The organism is Kitasatospora sp. NPDC057500, from assembly GCF_042802195.1.
Classification (GTDB): domain Bacteria; phylum Actinomycetota; class Actinomycetes; order Streptomycetales; family Streptomycetaceae; genus Kitasatospora.
Genome location: NZ_JBHVER010000175.1, coordinates 1 through 17,792, shown reverse-complemented (window position 1 = coordinate 17,792; position 17,792 = coordinate 1). Strand labels below are relative to the sequence as shown.

Genomic DNA, 17,792 nt, shown 5'->3' with positions numbered 1-17,792 from the left:
GAATCTCCGACCCGGGCCACCAGGTCCGTCCGGTCAGGCCCGGCCCGCTCCGCCCCGCTCCGAAGGCTCCTCGGCCGAGGTCGTCCCGGAATCCTGGCCCGGGTCCGGGTCCGGGTCCGGGTCCGGGTCCGGGTTGGGGTCCGGGTCCGGACCCTGCTTGGGCGGGCGGCCGCGGCGGGGAATCCGGGCCGCGCCGCCGGGCATCCGGCCCGCGTCGGCGAGGGCGCGGCGGAGCAGGAACTCGATCTGTGCGTTGGTGCTGCGCAGGTCGTCCGCGGCCCAACGGGCGAGCGCGTCGTGAACTGAAGGGTCCAGTCGCAGCAGGAGCTTCTTCCGTTCCGTCGCCAAGGCCTCGCCTTACTGGTAGAGGGAGCCCGTGTTCACGACGGGCTGGGTGCCGCGTTCGCCGCAGAGCACCACCAGGAGGTTGCTCACCATGGCGGCCTTGCGCTCCTCGTCCAGGTCCACGACATCGCGTTCGGCGAGCCGGTCCAGCGCCTCCTCGACCATGCCGACGGCGCCCTCGACGATCAGCCGGCGTGCCGCGACCACGGCCCCGGCCTGCTGGCGCTGGAGCATCACCTGGGCGACCTCCGGAGCATATGCGAGCCTGGTGATCCGCGACTCCACAACCCGCACACCGGCCGAGGCGACCCGGGCGGAGATCTCGGCGGAGAGCTTGCGGGCGATCTCGTCCGCGCCGTCGCGCAGCGACAGCCGGCCCTCCTGGTGGGCGTCGTACGGGTAGCTGCTGGCGATGTGCCGCACGGCCGTCTCGGTCTGGATGGCGACGAAGTCCGCGTAGTCGTCCACCTCGAAGACCGCCATCGCGGTGTCCTCGACCTGCCAGACCACCACGGCGGCCATCTCGATCGGGTTGCCGTCCGCGTCGTTGACCTTGCTGGTCTCGGTCTCGTGGTTGCGGATCCGGGTGGATATCCGGTGCCGGCTGGTGAACGGGTTCAGCCAGGTCAGGCCCGCGGCGCGCACGGTGCCCCGGTAGCGCCCGAGCAGCTGGACCACCCGGGCCTCACCGGGCGAGACCACCGTCAGACCGATCGTCATCAGCAGCGAGCCGAGCGCCAGCAGCGGCCCGACGACCAGCAGGGCGATTCCCGGCCCCCGGCTGCCGTCGGAGAGCTGGACGCCACCCGCGACGGCGGCCCCGACCCCGGCGAGCAGGCCGAGCAGCGTCGCGCCGAGCATCGGCAGGCCGGCCCGCCCGGTGATCACCCGCTCGGTGATCGCCGGGGCCGGGAGGTCCAGAACGAGGCCGTCCTCGACGGGGAAACGCGGTGTGGTCATGGGAGCGACTCCTTCGGCGAGCATCGGCATCCGATGGCAAAGTGATATCACTTTTTCACGCCACCACGCCATTACCGACCCTGAGGGCGGGAGCCGGGCACGGGGCGCGGGAGCCGGGCACGGGGGCAGGAGCCGGGCACGGGGCACGGGCGCCGGGCACGAAGGCGGGCGCCGGCGGCGATCCGGGCGAGCTGCGCACCGGTGAGGCCCCGGCCCTCGAAGTCGCCCTTCCCGGCTACTCGCCGCGCAGGTCCGCGAGGTGGGCCAGGACGGCGAGGACGCGGCGGTTGCCCTCGACCGGATCGAGGTCGAGCTTCATGAAGATGTTCCCGCAGTGCTTCACCACGGACGCCTCGGTGATGCTCAGCCGGGCGCCGACGGTCTGGTTGTTGAGTCCCTCGGCCATGAGCCCCAGCACCTCGCGCTCGCGCGGGGTGAGCCGGGCGATCGGGCGGTCGGCGGACTGCTGACGGAGCAGCACCCGGACCACCTCCGGGTCGATCACGGTCTCCCCCGCCGCCACCCGGCGCAGCGCGTCCAGGAACTCGGACACCTCGCCGACCCGGTCCTTCAGCAGGTAGCCGAGCCCGGCCCGCTGCGCGCCGGCCGCACCGAGCAGCCGGGTGGCGTAGGGGGTCGCCACGTACTGGGAGAGAACGAGAACGGGCAGGCCGGGGTGGCGTCCGCGCAGGTCCAGAGCGGCGCGCAGTCCCTCGTCCCGGAACCCCGGCGGCATCCGGACGTCGGTGACGACGACGTCCGGCCGGTCCACGTCGACGGCGGCAGCGAGGGCCTCCGCGTCGCCGACGGCGGCGACCACCTCGTGCCCGCCCCTGGTGAGCAGTTCGACCAGGCCGGCCCTGAGCAGGACGGCGTCCTCGGCGATGACTAGCCGGAGCACGGCACCTCCAGCCGGAGCCTGGTCGGCCCGCCGCTCGGACTCGTCACCATCAGTCGTCCTCTCAGGATCGCCACCCGGTCGGCCAGCCCCTGGAGTCCGGCCCCGGCAGCCGGATCCGCCCCGCCGCGCCCGTCGTCGGTCACCTGGAGCACCAGCCGGTCGGCCGCGATCCGCCCGTGGACGGTGATGGCGGTGGCACCGCTGTGCTTGGCGGCGTTGGTGAGCGCCTCGGTGACGGTGAAGTAGGCGGTGGACTCGACCGCGCCGGGCAGTCGGCCGGGCAGGTCGAGATCGACCTCGACGGGGATCGGGTGGCGCAGCGCGACCTCGGTGACGGCGGCGGCCAGGCCGTGGTCGGTGAGCACCTGGGGGTGGATGCCGCGGACCAGGCCGCGCAGCTGCTCCACCGCCCGCCGGGCCTCGCCGCGCGCCCGGTCGACCAGGTCGAGCACCGGGTCGCCGCCGGTGCCCGCGCCGGGGGCGGTGGCGCGTTCGCGCAGCTCGTGGGCGGCGAGGCCGAGGGTCATGGTGAGGGCGACGAGCTGCTGCTGGGCGCCGTCGTGCAGGTCGCGCTCGATGCGGCGGCGCTCGGCCTCGAAGGCGTCGACCAGCCGGGCCCGGGAGCGGGTCAGTTCGAGGACCTGCCGACCGAGATCCTCTTCACGGGGGCCGAGCAGCAGCCGCGCCAGCCGGACGTGGGCGGTGGTGAGCAGCGCCGCGGCGTAGCTGCCGAGCAGCAGCCCGAGCAGGCCGAGGGCGGTGGCGGGCAGCGCGTGGAGCGGTCCGGGGACGGCGCGGCCGGGCATCAGCATGACGGTCTCGGGGGCCAGCGCCCAGACCACGACGGGGCTGATGACCAGCGCCCCGGAGAACACCAGCAGGGCGACGAGGCCGAGTCCGGCGACCGTGAGCGGCGGGCCGACCAGCACGGTGTGGGCGAGCTCGCGCCAGGTCGCGCGTTCACGCAGCCGGGTCCGGAGCCGGGCGCGGCGGCCGGCTCCGGGCAGCGCGCGGTGCGGATCGGGCACCGGCAACGGTTCGACGAGCCGGAGCCGGCGGCGTTCCAGGGCGCCGAGCGGCAGGCCGGAGAGGGCGACGGCCAGCAGCAGCGGCAGGCCGATGCCGACGACGGCGAGCCCGAGGCCGAGGGCGGTGAGGGCGGCCAGCAGGACGACCACCACCAGGCCGAGCAGGGTGCCGCTGGTCAGGTAGGCCCAGCAGCGCAGCGAGTCGAGGGTGAACGGGAAGCGGAGGGGACGGGCCCGCAGCAGGGCCTGTACGGCGACGTCGGGCGAGGGGGACGACGCGTCGGCCGTGCCGCCCACGGCAACGCCCGCGTCAACGCCCGTGTCAACGCCCCTGTCCGCTGCCCTTCCCGTGCCCACCGGCCCACCCTAGCCGACCGGCTGACGCCGCCTCCGGCCCCGGCGACCGGTGCGCTTCCCGGCAGCCGAACCGGTGCCCGGATCGGATCCCCGGTCGGTCCCGGGGCCGGTCCCCAGGCAGGTCCCCGGACCGGCGCCCCGGTCGGCGGGCGGCTGCCGGGTGAGGGCGACGGCGGTGATCACGGCGAGGCCGCCGAGCAGGGTGTTCCAGCCGACGGGTTCGGCGAGCAGCAGGGCGCCGAGCGCCGTCGACCAGAGCGGGGTGACGTAGGTGACGGCGGCGGCCACGGCGGTTCCGGCGCTGCGGACCAGGTCGAGGTTGAGGACGTAGGCGACGCCGGTGCCGAGGGCGCCGAGCGCCAGCAGGGCGGCGCCGGCCCCGGCGCCGGGCCAGTGCGGGGCACCGGCGGCGAGCGGGGCGGCGAGGGTGAGTTCGGCGGCGGCGCAGCTGATCTGGGCGGCGGACAGGGCCGCGGCCGAGTGCGGGCGGGCGGCGAGGTGGCGGCGCAGGTAGGCGAAGCCGGCGCCGTAGCAGCAGGTCGCGGCCAAGCAGGCGAGCCCGCCGGCCACCACTGCGGAGCCCGACGCCGCACCGAACCCGGGCCGGCCACCGACGCCGAGCACCGCGAGCACCCCGGCGAAGCCGAGGGCCAGCCCGGCGGTCCGGCGCCGGCCCGGGCGCGGTTCCCCGGGCACCGCGGCCAGCGCGAAGAGCAGGGCGAACAGCGGGGTGGTCGCGTTCAGCACACCGGCGAGCACCGAGCTGACCCGGGTCTCGCCGTAGGAGAACAGCACGAACGGCACCGCGTTCAGCAGCAGCGCGGCCACCGCGCAGTGGCCCCAGGTGGCGAGGTCGCGCGGGGCGGCCTCGCGACGCGCGGCGAGGACCGCCCAGAGCGCGGCCGCGCCGAGCAGGCAGCGCCAGGCCGCCACCCAGAGCGGCGGCACCCCCGCGTCGACCGCCACCTTGATCAGCGCGAAGCTCGCACCCCAGATCGCCGACAGGGCCGCGAACCCCGGCCACCAGCGCCGTCCCGTCACAGCCGCCTCCCGTCCTTCCCGCACGAGGAACCCCCACCGCCCACCGGCCGGGGTTGGACAGAGGGTGACGGCCCGGCCGACCATGAGTCCAACAAGTGGCGGTGCGGCAGGGATGAGGAGGTCTCATGGCCCCGGAGGTGAACCTCGCCCAGCTCAGGGCGCTGGTCGCGGTGGCGGACGCCGGCGGCTTCGGGGCGGCGGCGGCCGAGCTGGGTGTGAGCCAGTCGGCGGTCTCGCACGCCGTGGCGGCACTGGAACGGGTGCTCGGCGCGCCCGTGCTGCACCGGGGCGCACCGGCCCGCCCGACCCCGCTGGGCGAGCGGATCCTGCCGCACGCCCGGACGGCGGTCGCCTCCGCCACCGCCGTCCGGACCATCGCCGCCCGGCACTCGGGCGGCCTGACCGGCACGGTCCGGCTGGCCGCGCCGACCACCGTCTGCCAGGGCCTGCTGCCCGGCCTGCTGCGCGACTGGCGGGGCGAGCACCCCCGGCTGACGGTGCGGGTGTTCGAGGGCGAGGACGACGAGCTGGGCGTCTGGCTGGAGGCCGGCACGGTGGACGCGGCGGTCCTGGTGGACGCGGATCCGCTGCCGCCGGGGGCGGTCGCGCTCGGCGCGGACTCGATGCACGCGCTGCTGCGCCGCGACCATCCGCTCGCGGGCGAGCCGAGCGTCGACGTGGCCGACCTGGAGGACGACGACTTCCTGCTCTCCGAGGGCGGCTGCGAGCGGCACATCCGCGACGCCTACCGGCGGGCGGGCGTCCGTTTCGCCCCGCGCCACCGCATCCGGGACCTCAACACGCTGATCGGCATGGTGCACGCGGGGGTCGGGGTGTCGGTGATGCCGGCGCTGGCGCAGCCGATGCTGCCGGCGGACTGCGTGCTCGTCCCGATCCGGCCGGCCGCGCACCGGACGCTGACCCTCACCGGTCCGGCGGGCCGCCCGTGGTCGCCCGCGGTGACGGGCCTGCTGGCCGCGGTGCGCGGCTCCCGGGGGCCGGCCCCCGCGCGCTGAGCGACCGCGCCTCCCGCCCCAGTGCCTCCCGCCCCGGTGCCTCCGTCCCGGCCCCGGCCCCAGTGCCCCGCCCCGGCGCCGGTCCTCCCGGCGCCGGGGCGCGGTCGTCAGTCCGCGAGGCGTTCGCGCAGCTCGGCGAGGATCTCCGCCGCCTCCTCCAGCCCGAGCGCCCGGCAGCGCTTGATCGCGAGGGTGAGCCGGTCCCGCGCCGCCGCGAGGCGGCCGAGGTCGGTGCCCTCGATCAGCGCGGCCACCCGGACGGCCTCGGCGCGCGGGCTCTCGGCCTGCTCGCCGCCCTCCTCGTAGGCGGCGATCGCCCGCTCGGCCTCGGCCAGCGCCTCCTCGTAGTCGCCGGCCACCGCGCGGACCCGGGCCCGCTCGTAGTGGACGGCGGCGCGCGGGTACCAGGTCTCGGCCCCGGGGTCCTCGCGCTCCAGCCGCTCGTGCACGGCGTCCGCCTCGGCCAGCCGGGCGAGCGCCTGCTCGACCCCGTCCGGGCCCTCCTTCTGCGCCGTGAGCCGGGCGAACTGCCGCAGCATCGCGGACACCGGGCCGGGCTGCGGCCACTGCTCGTGCGCGGCCAGCGCCCGGACGCGGGCGGCGTGCGCGGCCTCCCAGCGGTCGGCGTGCAGCAGTGCGACGGTCGCCTCCGACGCGACCATGGTCCGCAGGTGGAGGTCCTCGGTCCAGTCCTCCAGGACGGCGGCCAGCCGCAGGAACTCCTCGGCGGCGTCGCGGTCCTCGTCCAGCGCGAACAGGCCGCGCGCGAGGTCGAGCCGGGCCTGGGCGAGCACCCGCTCGTCCAGGCCGACGGCCGCCCCGTCGGCCAGGACGGACTCCAGGACGGCCACCGCGTCGGCGGTGCGGTCGGCGCCGGTCAGCAGGTCGGCGAGCTGCAGCCGGATGCGGGCCGCGTCCTCGGCGGCCTCCGGGCCCTTGCGGTCGAACCGGGCCGCGGCCTCGGAGAGCGACCTGATCGCGGCGCCGGTGTCGCCGATGTGGGCGCTGGCGTGCCCGGCCATCAGATAGGTCTCGGCGAACGGGTACGACTCGTCGGCCCAGCGGGCGGCCGCGGCCAGGGCGCGGTGCAGCACCTCGACGGCCTCGGCCTGCTCGTCGCTCTGCAGCAGCGCCTGGCCCAGCAGGCCGTACGGCCTCGGCGTGTGCCAGGGCTGCCCGGCCTGCTCCAGCTCGGCGATGATGGAACGCAGTTCCGCCACCGCCTCGGCGAGCCGCCCCTGCCGGGCGGCGGCGTCGGCGGCGTACTGGCGGGCCACCGAGAGCCGGCGCACCGAGCCCCGGGCAGCGGCCGCCTCGCGGTAGGCGGTGACGGCGGCGGCGAAGCGCGCGGACCGCTCGGCGGGCGGCTCGGGCAGCGCGTTGACCAGCTCCTGGTGGGCGGCGTAGGCACGGCACTGGAGGACGACCAGGTAGTCGTCGTCCGAGATGCCCGGCGCGCCGCCGGCCGCCCCGGCGGCGGCCAGCTGCTCGGCGCGGGCCAGCGCGGCGTCCAGGGCCTGCCAGTCGACGACCGGCGCGGCGGCCTCGACCGGCTCGCCGTTCTCGGCCTCGGCCTCGGCCTCGTCCTCGTCCTCGCGGACGAGTTCGGCGACCAGCGCCCGGGTCCGGGCCGCCAGCGCGCGGCCGGCCAGCCCCTCCCGCTTGTACAGCCCGCCGGCGGCCAGCAGTTCGGCGGCGCCCTCCTCCCAGTCGCCGCGGTCGAGCGCCTCGTGCGCCCGCCGCTCGGTGAGTTCGGCGCGCAGCTGCCCGAGCGGCCCGGCGTCCGCGGCCAGCAGCCCCTCGGGGTCCCCCGCGGCGCCCCCGGCGGCCGCGAGCCGCTCGTCGACCCGCTTCCAGAGCCGGTCCGCGTCCGGGTGACCGACCAGTTGCAGCTCCCGGGCGCGCAGCACCAGCGCGGTGAAGTCCTCCGGCTCCGGCTCGGTCTCCCGGGCCGGCACCGCGGGGACGACCGGGACGGCCGCCAGCTCCGGCGACGCCCCCGCCCGTACGCCGAGCGCGAGCGGTTCGGCCAGCAGCGGCCGGCGGGCCAGCCGCTCCCGGCGCCGGCCGCTCACCGCGCCGGTGCCGTTGCGGGCGTCGAAGCGGGCGGCGAGCGCGTCCGCCTCGGTGCGCAGGTGGGCGAGCAGGGTGTCGACGGTCCAGCTCGACCCGGGCGGGCCGCTGACGGTGAGCTCGCCGTGCCCGGCCCGGGCGAGGCCGGCGATCAGCACCTCGACGCCGGTGAGGAAGGAGAGCCGGCTGACCGGGTCGCCGGTGACGCCGAACAGGTCGCGGTTCTCGGCGAGCAGCTCCAGGCCGCGCGGCTCGTTGCCGGACAGCGCGCAGAACTCGATGTGCAGGCCGACCGACGTGGCCATCCCGCTCTTGCCGCGGGCGAACCGGTAGCCGACCAGGTGGCTGGAGCGGGCCTCGTCCAGCCGGCCCTGGCACAGCAGCGGCAGCAGCGCCTGGGCGTGGCTGACGTAGGGCTCCTCGGCGCAGGTGGCCTCGCCGGTGAGCACCGGCCGCCAGACGTCCAGCGCGGTCACGTCGTCGTCCTGGCGCAGGTGGTGGACGGCGCGGGAGCGGATCTCGCAGGCGTGGCAGTCGCTCAGTTCGGTGCGCGGCCGCCCGGCCCACAGCTCGTAGGCGTCCTGGGCCCCCTCGCCGGTGTGCGCGGCGAGGTGGAAGCGCTGGGCGTAGTAGGGCTGGAGGCCGTGCCCGGCGGCGCGGTAGCGGCTGCGCATCTCCTCGTGCCAGCGCCGGATCGCGGGGAGCGGCACGTCGGGGGTGCCGAGCAGCGAGGTGGCGACCCACTTGAAGCGCCAGAACACCTGCTGCCGCGCCCACTCGCCGAAGCCGTCCGGGTCGTTGTCCCAGAGCTTGAGGACCCGGGCGAAGACGACCGGGGCCTTGCTCCGCTCGCCGTCGTACTCGTAGGCCTCCATCAGCTCCAGGAGGGCCATGGAGCGGACCGCGGTGTCGTCGAACTGGTCGGCGGCGTCGACGAGTTCCTCGGCGGTGACGGTCCGCTGGCGCCCGTAGGGGCGGGCGTCGTTCTCGCGCAGCGCGGTCATCACCGCGTCGATGCTGCTCAGCATCACGCCTCCTTCGAACCGGCGCCGCCGAAGCCCCCGGCACCGCCGCTGCCGTTACCGTTGCCGCCGGGAGCGCCGGGAGCGCCGGGAGCGCCGGGACCGCCGGACGCGGCCTCGTGGCCGAGCATCGCGTGGTCCAGCAGGCTGATGAACGAGCGGTTGAGCAGCGCGCTCTCGCTGGAGGTCAGCGGCCGGCGGGTGAGCAGCACCGCCTGCCCGTAGAGCGTCTCCACGGCGGTGACGGCGAGTTCGCGGTCGCCGATCGAGGCCGCCCGCCGGACCAGCGGGTTGAGGTGGTTGAGCACCAGCTGGGCGCGGGGCACCTCGGCGCGCAGCGAGCCGAGGATGTCGGCCCACAGTCCGTCGGCCTCGTCGGCGAGTTGGGCGCGGGTGCGCTCGTGCCTGGCCTCCCGGTTGTCGAGCAGCAGGGCGGGCGCGCTGGTCGGGTGGAAGCTGCGCAGGGCGACGTCGCAGTCGAAGCGGCCGACCACCTCGCGGGCGGTGGCGAGGAAGGCCGAGGCGGCGAGTTCGGCGGCCGGGTCGACGGTGTCGAGGTGCGCGGTGACGGTGCCCGGGTCGAGGTCGGCGACGGAGGTGCCGGGCCGGATCTCGGGCAGCCGGTGCACGAGGTCGCGGTCGTAGGTGTAGCCGCCGTTCACGACGCCGAGCCCGGCGGCGCCGGCGATCGGGGCGACCTGGCGGAACTCCTCGACCGTGCGGGTGACCAGCACCACCGGGTGGGTACGGGCGAACTCGTCCAGGGTGACATTGCCGTCGGTGGTCTCGAACGGCAGCCAGGGCAGCAGCATCCGCAGCAACTCGTCGTCGTAGCGGGCGAGTTCCTTGACGGCCAGGTGGTGCACCGAGATGAACCGGTGGAGCAGCGCCGGGTCGCTGGCGGACAGGCCGGTGAGCCAGTCGCGGATCCGGGCGCCGAGCGCGTCACGGACGGCGGCGAGCGTCTCGTCGGCGTACAGGCCCTCGCGGCTGGCGGTGGGCCGCAGGCCGTCGGTGTCCACCACGCAGCGGACGAAGAACGCCCAGTCGGGCAGGAGCTCGTCGGCGTGGTCGGAGAGCAGCATGCCCTTGAGGTGCACCCGGTGGCCGGCCCGGCGGGACGGCGGGACGGCGTCCGGCAGCACGTAGGCGACACCGCGCAGGCCGACCAGCGGCAGGTCCAGCTCGATGGTGTCCAGCGGGGTGAAGTCGAAGGTGGAGCGGCAGTAGGCGGCCAGCGCCTCGCGGCGGGCCAGCGGGGAGCCGTGCTGGGCGGCCCACGGCGGGGTCCGGTTGACCGGGGTGGCGTCGCCGCGGCCGTCGACGACGGTGACCTCGTGGCGCAGCAGGCTGCCGAAGTCCCGGGCGAGGGTGAGGACGCGGTCGTGGCGGGTCCACTCGGCGGCGTCGGAGCGCGGCGTGAGGCGCACGGTGGTGCCGGGCTCGGGCTTGGCGTCGGCGGGCAGGGTGCGGATGGTGTACCGGCCGTCGGAGCCGCCGCGCCACTCGATGACGGGGGCGTCGGGGGTGGCGGCGGAGCGGGTGACGACGGTGATCTCGTCGGCGACCACGAAGCAGGCGAGCAGGCCGATGCCGAACTGGCCGATGAAGTCGCCGCGGGCGCGGGCGAGCCCGTCGCCGTCGAGGCGGCCGTCGGCGTCCCGTTTGGAGCTGCGGCCGATGGTGGCGAGGAAGGTGTGGACGTCCTGCTCGGTGAGGCCGATGCCGGTGTCGGTGACGGTCAGGTCGCGGTCGGCGCGGACCGTGATCGCGGCGGGCGCGGCCGGGTCGAGGGCCTGCCGGGCGGAGATCGCGTCGACCGCGTTCTGCAGGAGTTCGCGCAGGTAGACGCGGGGGCTGGAGTAGAGGTGGTGGGAGAGCAGGTCGACCAGGCCGCGCAGGTCGACCTGGAAGGTGTGCGCGCTCGTCGGGTTCTCGGATGGGGACACCGGTGGCTCTTTCGATCGCAAGGGGTGTGTCGGGCTTCGGTGGCCGGCGGGCGGGACGGCCCGGGCGGCCGGTCGGCGGGCTCGGCAGGTCGGCATGCTCGGCAGGCGTCGCGCGCCGGGCGCGTTCCGCTCAGCGCGGGGCGCAGCGGTCGCGGTGGAGGCGGAAGTTCTCGGCCTCGTCGCCGCCCAGGTAGTACCAGGGCCAGTCGGTGGCGACGTCGTCGAGAGTGGCGAACACGGCGTGGGCCAGCTCGCGCTCGTCGGCGAGCGAGAGGACCATCGCGAAGGTGTTGTGGGTGGCCCGCCAGTCGCGCCGGGGCCGGTAGGCCGGGTGCAGCACGGAGCGCAGGACCGCCTCGCGCAGCGAGGTGCGCACGGCGGGGCCGGTCAGGTAGGCGTGGTCCTCGCCGTCGGGCAGGTCCAGCCAGTGCTCCAGGTGGGCGGCGGCGACCAGCTCGCCGAGCGGGGAGCCCTCCGGCGCGCCGAGCATCGCGGTGCGGGCGAAGGCGTGCATCTCCTCGTGGGAGCCGCCCCACTTGGCGCAGAGCTGCTGGAGGCGCTGCTGGTGGGAGGCGAGGTGCCCGGGGTCGCGGCGCAGCGCGGCGTCGAAGCGCGTGGTGGCGACGGTGCGGCCGAGCGAGGCGCCGCGCGCGCCGACCTGGAGGAAGTACCAGGGGGCGAGCCAGCCGGGCTCGCGCTCGGCCACCTCCAGCAGCTGTTCCTCGGCGGTCTCCAGTCGCTCGCCGAACAGCCGCCAGCCCTCCTCGGTGACGTCCTTGGCGCGGGCGCCGGTGCGGGCCTCCCAGGCCCAGGAGATCTGCCGGGCGCCGGAGAGCAGCAGTACGAGGGTGTCCTCGGGCCGTTCGGCGACGGCCTTGGCGAGCCACTCCTCGGTGCCTTCGAGGTCGGAGATCCGGTTGAGCAGCCAGGTCAGCTCGGCATGGTCGGCGACCGCGGCGAGGACGGGGCGCAGCGCGGCCCAGTCGCCGGCCCCGGCGAGGGCGCGCAGCCGGCGCAGCTCCTCGTCGCCGTGCGAGGGGTCCAGCACGGGGGGCAGCGAACGCGGAGGCCTCCGCCCGGCCAGGCGGCGGAAGATGGACATGGTGCGGCCCCCCTGAGACCTCGTCGACCGGCACGGCCGTCGGCATCGTTCGTATGGCCTCGGTGCGGCCAATCGGATGATGCACTGCATATCACGTGCCACCGACGTCCTGCTGACCAGCCCGGTTCCGGGGGCCCGGTCGCGGCCGTCACACGGCGGACCCGGCCCCGCCGCCGTTCGGCCGGGCCGGGTCCTCGCCAGTGCGGCGACGCGGGGTCAGACCCGGTCGGCCGCGATCAGCAGGTACTGGAAGGAGCCGTCCTTGTAGGAGTTGATGAACGCCTCCTCGATGCCGGTCACCAGCGAGGGCACGGTGGCCCGCAGCTCCCAGTACGGGAGGGTGGCGGCGGTCAGGTCGACGACCGCGTTGGGGACGAGGCGGTTGTCGGCCATCGCGCGCAGGTACTCGCGGCGGGAGTGGATGTTGCACTCGAAGTGGGCGTTGATCTGCGAGACCCACTTCGACGGCTGGCCGTAGATCGGGTTCCAGCAGCCGGTGATGGTCACGTACCGGCCGCCGACCGAGAGGATCCGGGAGTGCTCGGAGAACAGGTCGTGCAGGTCGACGTACATGCTGGACTCGTTGTTCCAGGAGGCCCGGACGGTGCCGTTGCCGAACGGCATGTCGAGCATGTTGCAGACCTGGGCGTGCACCGAGTCGTCGATGCCGAGCTCCTTGGCCCGCCGGTTGCCGAACTCGGCCTGCTTGGCCGACAGGGTGACGCCCTCGACCTTGCAGCCGAAGCGCTGGTGGGCCATCACCATCGAGCCGCCGCGCCCGCAGCCGGCGTCGACCAGGGTGTGCTCGGGGCGGATGTCGCCGAGGCTGTCGAGCAGGACATCGGTCTGCGCGGACTCCAGCCGGTGCAGCTCGGCGACGAGCTTCTTCTCGCGCTCGCTGTCGTCGGGGGCGCCGAGCGCCGCCTGGTCGACCTCGCCGATGCCGTAGTGGTGGTGGTAAAGGCCGTCCACGTCGCCGAGGCGCAGGTTCACCGGCCGGGCCTCATGGTCCCAGTAGCGGGCGATGTCGCCCTGGTAGGGAGTGGCCGGCCCGGGGACGGCGGTGCGGTTCACGGGGGTGGTGTCGGTGACGGACACGGTTCAGCTCCTTGGTTACCAGAAATCGGGCAGGCTGTAGCGGAAGGTATTGGTCTGGTGCCAGTAGTGGTTGCCGTCGACCCACGCGGCGACCCCGCGCAGGAAGCGCACCACCACCGGGACGGGCGTGGCGGCGGCCAGTGCCGCGGCCTCCGCCTCGAAGGCGTGCATCAGTTCGTTGTGCACCTCGACGGCCTTCAGGTAGCCGGCGCGGTCGTCGAGGCCCTCGCGTTCGGAGATCACCACCGGCAGGTTGAGGTGGCGGCCCGGGCTCGCCAGCTCCTTGGTGTACGAGTACAGGTCGTTGACGATGGTGGTGGCGTTGGAGGCGAGCGCGATGACCCGCTGCACGGCCGGACGGGCGTGCAGGTCGGCGGGCAGTTCGTAGCCGCCGACGGTGTCCGTGATCGTCGGGCAGGGGCGGAAGTTGTTGAACTGCCGCATCGACAGGTACTCCCACACCTCCGGGACGTGGTGGTCGTCCTGGTCCCAGGCGGCCTCGGCGAGGTACCCCAGGTGCAGGCGCGCCATGTCGTGCCGGAAGCGGTCGGCCTGCGAGGCGGTGGCGGCCCGGGTGAAGTGCTCCATCGCCGAGCGGTACGCCCGCCGGGGCGCGTCCGAGCCCAGCGACTCCTGCCACCCGCCGTGGTACTCCGCGGTGGTGTGCACCGGGTCCAGGGCGGTGTGGGCGAGCAGCAGCCGGCTGCCGAGGCCGACGGGCGAGCCGCCGAGGTCCTCGCAGTAGCAGTCGTCGACGGCGTTCTCGGCGACCATCAGCCGGGTGGCGAGCATGACGTGGTCGACGCTGGGGGCGTCCGGATGGCAGGCGACCATGTAGCGGCTCACCGAGAAGCCGTCGAACTGGTCCTCCCAGTCCGGCGGGTAGAGCTCGATCTCCTCGGCCCACAGCTTGATCCGGCGGTTCACCTCCGCCACCCGCTCCGCGTCCGGCTCGGGCACGGGGTGGAAGTACAGGCCCGGCACGGGGTCCCCGGACTTCGGCTTGCCCGACGGCGCCTCGACTGCGGCGGACGCGTCCTGACGGGGCGCCAGGTTCAGACCGGCCGTCCCGATCCCGCTCGGCCCGCGGAGGAGCTGCCCCAGGGCCGTCCCGCTCATGACCGCACCGCCGCGCACCGGCCGGGCTGCGGGTGCGTGTGCGCGTACGAGTGCTGCTGCGTCGCCTGCGGTGTCTCGCCGCTCGTGGCCACGGGCATGGGAGAACCTTCCTCTTCGAAGGGGGACACGCCATGACGGGTCGTCGGCCGTCGCCGTCGCCCCGATGAGAGGGGATCTCCGCATGCGGCGGCGGCCCCCTCTCGTCTGCTGCCCAACCGTAGGCGGGGCGGAACGATCTGGACCGCTTCGCATGATCCTGTGCACTCGAAAGGGTGAACGTTCACATCAGTCGCGTTTGAAATGGCGCATCTGATGATCGGTTCAGACCACCCTGAACGCCGAAGCGGCCCCGCCACCGGACGGGACCGCCCACCAAGGGTCGTTCCGATACCGACGTTCCGTCAGTCCGCCGGGCCCGTCGAGGCTTTCCGCCCCTCAGCGGTGCTCCGGGTTCTCGAAGTCGAACCGGCAGCCCGCCTCCCACTCCGAACGCTGGTTCCCGTACGCCGGGATGCCGCCCGCGTCCTTGAGCATCCTCGCCAGGTGGAGGAGGTTCCAGGTCATGAAGGTCGCGTTGCGGTTGGTGAAGTCGTTCTCCGGGCCGCCCGAGCCCGCGTCGAGGTAGGACGGCCCCGGGCCCGCCTCGCCGACCCAGCCGGCGTCCGCCTGCGGCGGGATGGTGTACCCGAGGTGCTGGAGGGAGTAGAGGACGTTCATCGCGCAGTGCTTGGCGCCGTCCTCGTTCCCGGTGATCAGGCAGCCGCCGGCGCGGCCGTAGTACGCGTACTGCCCGTGCTCGTTGAGGACCGACGAGCACGAGTAGAGCCGCTCGACGACCTGCTTCATCACCGACGAGTTGTCCCCGAGCCAGACCGGCCCCGCCAGCACCAGGACGTCGGCCGCCATCACCCGGCTGTAGAGGACGGGCCACTCGTCCGTCTCCCACCCGTGCTCGGTCATGTCCGGCCAGACGCCGGTGGCGATGTCGTGGTCCACCGCGCGGACCACGTCGACCCGCACGCCCTGGCGCTGCATGATCCCGGTGCTGACGTCGATCAGGCCCTGGGTGTGGCTCCGCTCGGGCGAGCGCTTGAGCGTGCAGTTGATCACCAGGGCGCTCAGGTCGGCGTAGCGGGCGGGGGGCGAGGAGGTCATCGTCGGCCTTTCGCGGCTCCATCGGGGCTTGTCAGCCACCAGTCCACCCCGGCCCGCCCGCTCCCGCCCGCCGGGCTCGGCCGACCGGGGCCGTCGCGCTACTCCCCGTCCGGCTGCTCCACCGGCGGCAGCACGGGCGTGACCAGCATCTGCCCGGCCAGCGCGGTGCTCGCGGTGACGGCGGCGAGCGTGGCGTCGTACATCGGGCGGATGTTGCGCTGGTGCCAGAGCGTCTGGGTGGTCGCCCAGGCAGCGTCCCGGGCCCGGGCGATCGAGAAGCTGGACACGATGTGCTTGAGCGGCTCGGCCTCGGCGGTGGCGACCTTGATGATCTGTGCCTCGAACGACGCCCGCACCTCCGCCTCCACCTGCGCGAGCAGCTCGTTCACCTTGAGGTAGTCGGCGTGCACCGGCGGCGTGTCGGGCGTGGTCCGCCGCTCGATGCAGGTCTCGACGACGGCGAGCGCCAGGTCGTGGTTGATGTGCGCGTTCATCCCCGCGAAGGCGAACTGGACCGGCCACACCTTCCGGTGGCTGCGCGCGTCGAACAGCGGCTTCCAGGCCGCGTTCACCGGCCGCCCCGCCTCGCCGGCCTCCACCGAGTCGAAGTACAGGTTGGCGAACCGCACGTCGAGGCGCTCGATGAACGCCTGGTCCTGGAAGTACCCGGCCGTGAGCCGCTCCCCCACCAGCTCGGTGACCTCCAGGTACATCCGGTTGAAGCACGCGACCCCGTCCACCGGGTCCAGCCGCGCCTCGATCTCCCGCATCCGCTCGATGACCTCGCCGACACTCTGCGCGGGCTTGGCGGCTGACCGGGTCATGGGGTGGTCCCTTCCGTCGGTGGTCTCCGACTGCCAGCTATACACACCGCCGCCGCCCCGGATCCGCCGAACCGGAGTACACCTCGCCACCCGTCACCCGTTCCGGTGACGGTTCGGCCCGGGCGACGGCCTCGCCGGCGGTGCGCCCGCGCCGCCCCGGCCGGTCAGCCGTCCGGGCCCGCCGACAGGCCGTGGACGGTCGCGGTGAGGATGCGGGCGAGGCGGGGTTCGAGATCGATGACGGCGTGGGCGAGGCGGGGGTCGGCGCGGTAGAGGGCGGCGACCTCGGGGCCTGGGTTGGCGATCTGCCACATCGCGCCGGCGAGGGCGACGGCGGTGGCGAAGAGGTCGGTGACGTCCTGCTCGCTCAGGGCGGGCAGCTGGGCGCGGACCGCGGCGGTGACCGGCTCGCGGGCGGCCCGGGTGGCGAGCTTGAAGTCGCGGACCGCGTCGAGGGAGACGTTGCGTTCGAGGTTGAGCGGGGCGTGGGCGAGCAGGTCGCAGAAGGGCCCGCGGGCCGCGAGGGTGGCGGCGAAGGCCCGGGCCACGGCGGACGGGCCCGGGTCGGCGGTGTCGCGCAGCCGTGCGGTCAGCGCGTCGGACCACTCGGCCCAGCCCTCGGCGGTCAGCCGCAGGAAGATCTCCTCGCGGGTCTCGAAGTAGCGCAGCAGCGCCGACTTGTGCATTCCCACGGCGGCGGCGATGTCCGTCAGGGTGACGTCCCTGATGCCGCGCTCCCGGCCGAGCGAGCGGGCCGCCTCCAGGATCGCCGCCTCGCGCTGCCGCTTGGCCTCGGGGGATCGCGCGCGCTGGAACTCCGATGCAGTCACCCGCCCATGCTAGCGCAACATCGTTGCACTATTAGCGCAACGATGTTTTACTAACGGCATGGACAAGACCTGGTTCATCACCGGCAGTTCCCGCGGCTTCGGCCGCACCCTGACCCGCGCTGCCCTGGAGGCCGGCGGCAAAGTCGCCGCGACCGCCCGCCGCCCCGAACAACTGGCCGACCTCGCCGAGGAGTTCGGCGACCGGATCCGCCCGATCGCGCTCGACGTCACCGACCCGGCGGCAGCCCGGGCCGCGATCGCCGAGGCGCACGCGCACTTCGGCCGGATCGACGTCCTGGTGAACAACGCCGGCTACGCCAACGTCTCACCGATCGAGACCACCGAGGACGCCGACTTCCGCGCGCAGTTCGAGACCAACTTCTGGGGCGTCTACCACGTCACCAAGGCCGCGCTCCCGCTGCTGCGCGAACAGCGCGGCGGGCTGGTCGTGCAGTTCTCCTCCGTCGGCGGGCGGGTCGGCGGCTCCCCCGGGATCGCCTCCTACCAGGCGGCGAAGTTCGCCATCGACGGGTTCAGCCGCGTGCTGCGCGCCGAGACCGCCCCGTTCGGCGTGAAGGTGCTGGTGGTCGAACCCAGCGGGTTCCGCACCGACTGGGCCGGCTCCTCGATGACCGTCCACGACGTCCCGGCGCACTACGAGGAGACCGTCGGCGCCACCAACACCCGGCTGCGGCAGGGCGAGGCCGGCGGCGCCGGCGACCCCGCCCGCGCCGCCGGGATCCTGGTGCGGATGGCCGGACGCCGTGACGTCCCCGACCACCTGCCGCTCGGGGTCGACGCGGTCGAGTACTCCCTCGCCCACGGCCGCCGGCTGCTGGCGGAGGACACCAGGTGGCGCGAGGTCTCCCGTTCGGCCGACTTCGCCGAGGCCTACCCCGTGCCGTTCCCGCCCGACTCCGCGCACTGACCGGCGACGGGCACGGGAGGGCCCCGGGCCGGGGAGCGGTGCGC

General features: G+C 74.8%; 14 protein-coding genes and 1 pseudogene. 2 read left to right on the top strand and 13 right to left on the bottom strand.

Annotation, left to right across the window (positions count from 1 at the left end; all coding sequences use genetic code 11):
- Positions 1–33: 33 nt before the first annotated feature.
- The 5 genes from ACFU74_RS28750 to ACFU74_RS28730 form a co-directional block, all read right to left on the bottom strand.
- Positions 34–348: a hypothetical protein gene (locus ACFU74_RS28750; RefSeq protein ID WP_380761872.1), complete on the bottom strand. Its 315-nt coding sequence runs from the start codon at positions 346–348 to the stop codon at positions 34–36.
- A gap of 9 nt (positions 349–357) precedes the next feature.
- Positions 358–1,305, bottom strand: coding sequence for an SPFH domain-containing protein (locus tag ACFU74_RS28745; protein ID WP_380761870.1), 948 nt, complete (start codon positions 1,303–1,305; stop codon positions 358–360).
- Positions 1,306–1,540: 235 nt separating this feature from the next.
- Positions 1,541–2,206, bottom strand: coding sequence for a response regulator (locus tag ACFU74_RS28740; protein ID WP_380761868.1), 666 nt, complete (start codon positions 2,204–2,206; stop codon positions 1,541–1,543).
- Positions 2,194–3,531 (bottom strand): sensor histidine kinase, encoded by a 1,338-nt coding sequence (locus tag ACFU74_RS28735; protein ID WP_380761866.1) that lies wholly within the window; start codon positions 3,529–3,531, stop codon positions 2,194–2,196. Before ACFU74_RS28735 ends, ACFU74_RS28740 begins: the two co-directional genes overlap by 13 nt.
- Before the next feature lie 69 nt (positions 3,532–3,600).
- On the bottom strand, positions 3,601–4,632 hold the full coding sequence (locus tag ACFU74_RS28730; RefSeq protein WP_380761864.1) for a DMT family transporter: 1,032 nt from the start codon (positions 4,630–4,632) through the stop codon (positions 3,601–3,603).
- A 125-nt stretch (positions 4,633–4,757) separates the two neighbouring features.
- Between ACFU74_RS28730 and ACFU74_RS28725 the strand changes: the two genes are divergently transcribed.
- A complete protein-coding gene (locus ACFU74_RS28725) occupies positions 4,758–5,648 on the top strand; it encodes a LysR substrate-binding domain-containing protein (protein WP_380761862.1) in 891 nt (296 codons plus the stop codon).
- 107 nt (positions 5,649–5,755) lie between these two features.
- Here the strand turns inward: ACFU74_RS28725 and ACFU74_RS28720 are convergent, their stop codons facing one another.
- The 8 genes and pseudogenes from ACFU74_RS28720 to ACFU74_RS28685 form a co-directional block, all read right to left on the bottom strand.
- Complete coding sequence (locus tag ACFU74_RS28720; protein ID WP_380761860.1) at positions 5,756–8,749, bottom strand: hypothetical protein; 2,994 nt, start codon at positions 8,747–8,749, stop codon at positions 5,756–5,758.
- The gene (locus ACFU74_RS28715) at positions 8,749–10,692 is read right to left on the bottom strand and encodes an HSP90 family protein (protein WP_380761858.1); all 1,944 of its coding nucleotides are present in this window, start codon (positions 10,690–10,692) and stop codon (positions 8,749–8,751) included. Before ACFU74_RS28715 ends, ACFU74_RS28720 begins: the two co-directional genes overlap by 1 nt.
- 130 nt (positions 10,693–10,822) lie before the next feature.
- Positions 10,823–11,794: a hypothetical protein gene (locus ACFU74_RS28710; protein WP_380761856.1), complete on the bottom strand. Its 972-nt coding sequence runs from the start codon at positions 11,792–11,794 to the stop codon at positions 10,823–10,825.
- A 216-nt stretch (positions 11,795–12,010) separates the two neighbouring features.
- Positions 12,011–12,892, bottom strand: a complete 882-nt coding sequence (locus ACFU74_RS28705; RefSeq protein WP_380761854.1) for a geranyl diphosphate 2-C-methyltransferase — start codon at positions 12,890–12,892, stop codon at positions 12,011–12,013.
- A gap of 15 nt (positions 12,893–12,907) precedes the next feature.
- Positions 12,908–13,978: pseudogene (locus ACFU74_RS28700) on the bottom strand (family 2 encapsulin nanocompartment cargo protein terpene cyclase); the annotation flags it as partial.
- A gap of 468 nt (positions 13,979–14,446) precedes the next feature.
- On the bottom strand, positions 14,447–15,166 hold the full coding sequence (locus ACFU74_RS28695; RefSeq protein ID WP_380761852.1) for a flavodoxin family protein: 720 nt from the start codon (positions 15,164–15,166) through the stop codon (positions 14,447–14,449).
- Positions 15,167–15,264: 98 nt separating this feature from the next.
- Positions 15,265–15,990 (bottom strand): DUF5995 family protein, encoded by a 726-nt coding sequence (locus tag ACFU74_RS28690; RefSeq protein WP_380761851.1) that lies wholly within the window; start codon positions 15,988–15,990, stop codon positions 15,265–15,267.
- A gap of 164 nt (positions 15,991–16,154) precedes the next feature.
- Positions 16,155–16,820, bottom strand: coding sequence for a TetR/AcrR family transcriptional regulator (locus tag ACFU74_RS28685; protein ID WP_380761849.1), 666 nt, complete (start codon positions 16,818–16,820; stop codon positions 16,155–16,157).
- A 58-nt stretch (positions 16,821–16,878) separates the two neighbouring features.
- Here ACFU74_RS28685 and ACFU74_RS28680 point away from each other — a divergent pair, with 58 nt between their 5' ends.
- The gene (locus tag ACFU74_RS28680; protein ID WP_380761847.1) at positions 16,879–17,748 is read left to right on the top strand and encodes an SDR family NAD(P)-dependent oxidoreductase; all 870 of its coding nucleotides are present in this window, start codon (positions 16,879–16,881) and stop codon (positions 17,746–17,748) included.
- The last annotated feature ends 44 nt before the right edge of the window (positions 17,749–17,792 follow it).

What these genes read in the sequence shown, in the direction of transcription:
- ACFU74_RS28720 (WP_380761860.1), bottom strand. Translation starts at nt 8,749, where the DNA reads ATGCTGAGCAGCATCGACGCGGTGATGACCGCGCTGCGCGAGAACGAC.
- ACFU74_RS28725 (WP_380761862.1), top strand. Translation starts at nt 4,758, where the DNA reads ATGGCCCCGGAGGTGAACCTCGCCCAGCTCAGGGCGCTGGTCGCGGTG.
- ACFU74_RS28710 (WP_380761856.1), bottom strand. Translation starts at nt 11,794, where the DNA reads ATGTCCATCTTCCGCCGCCTGGCCGGGCGGAGGCCTCCGCGTTCGCTG.
- ACFU74_RS28695 (WP_380761852.1), bottom strand. Translation starts at nt 15,166, where the DNA reads ATGACCTCCTCGCCCCCCGCCCGCTACGCCGACCTGAGCGCCCTGGTG.
- ACFU74_RS28745 (WP_380761870.1), bottom strand. Translation starts at nt 1,305, where the DNA reads ATGACCACACCGCGTTTCCCCGTCGAGGACGGCCTCGTTCTGGACCTC.
- ACFU74_RS28680 (WP_380761847.1), top strand. Translation starts at nt 16,879, where the DNA reads ATGGACAAGACCTGGTTCATCACCGGCAGTTCCCGCGGCTTCGGCCGC.
- ACFU74_RS28690 (WP_380761851.1), bottom strand. Translation starts at nt 15,990, where the DNA reads ATGACCCGGTCAGCCGCCAAGCCCGCGCAGAGTGTCGGCGAGGTCATC.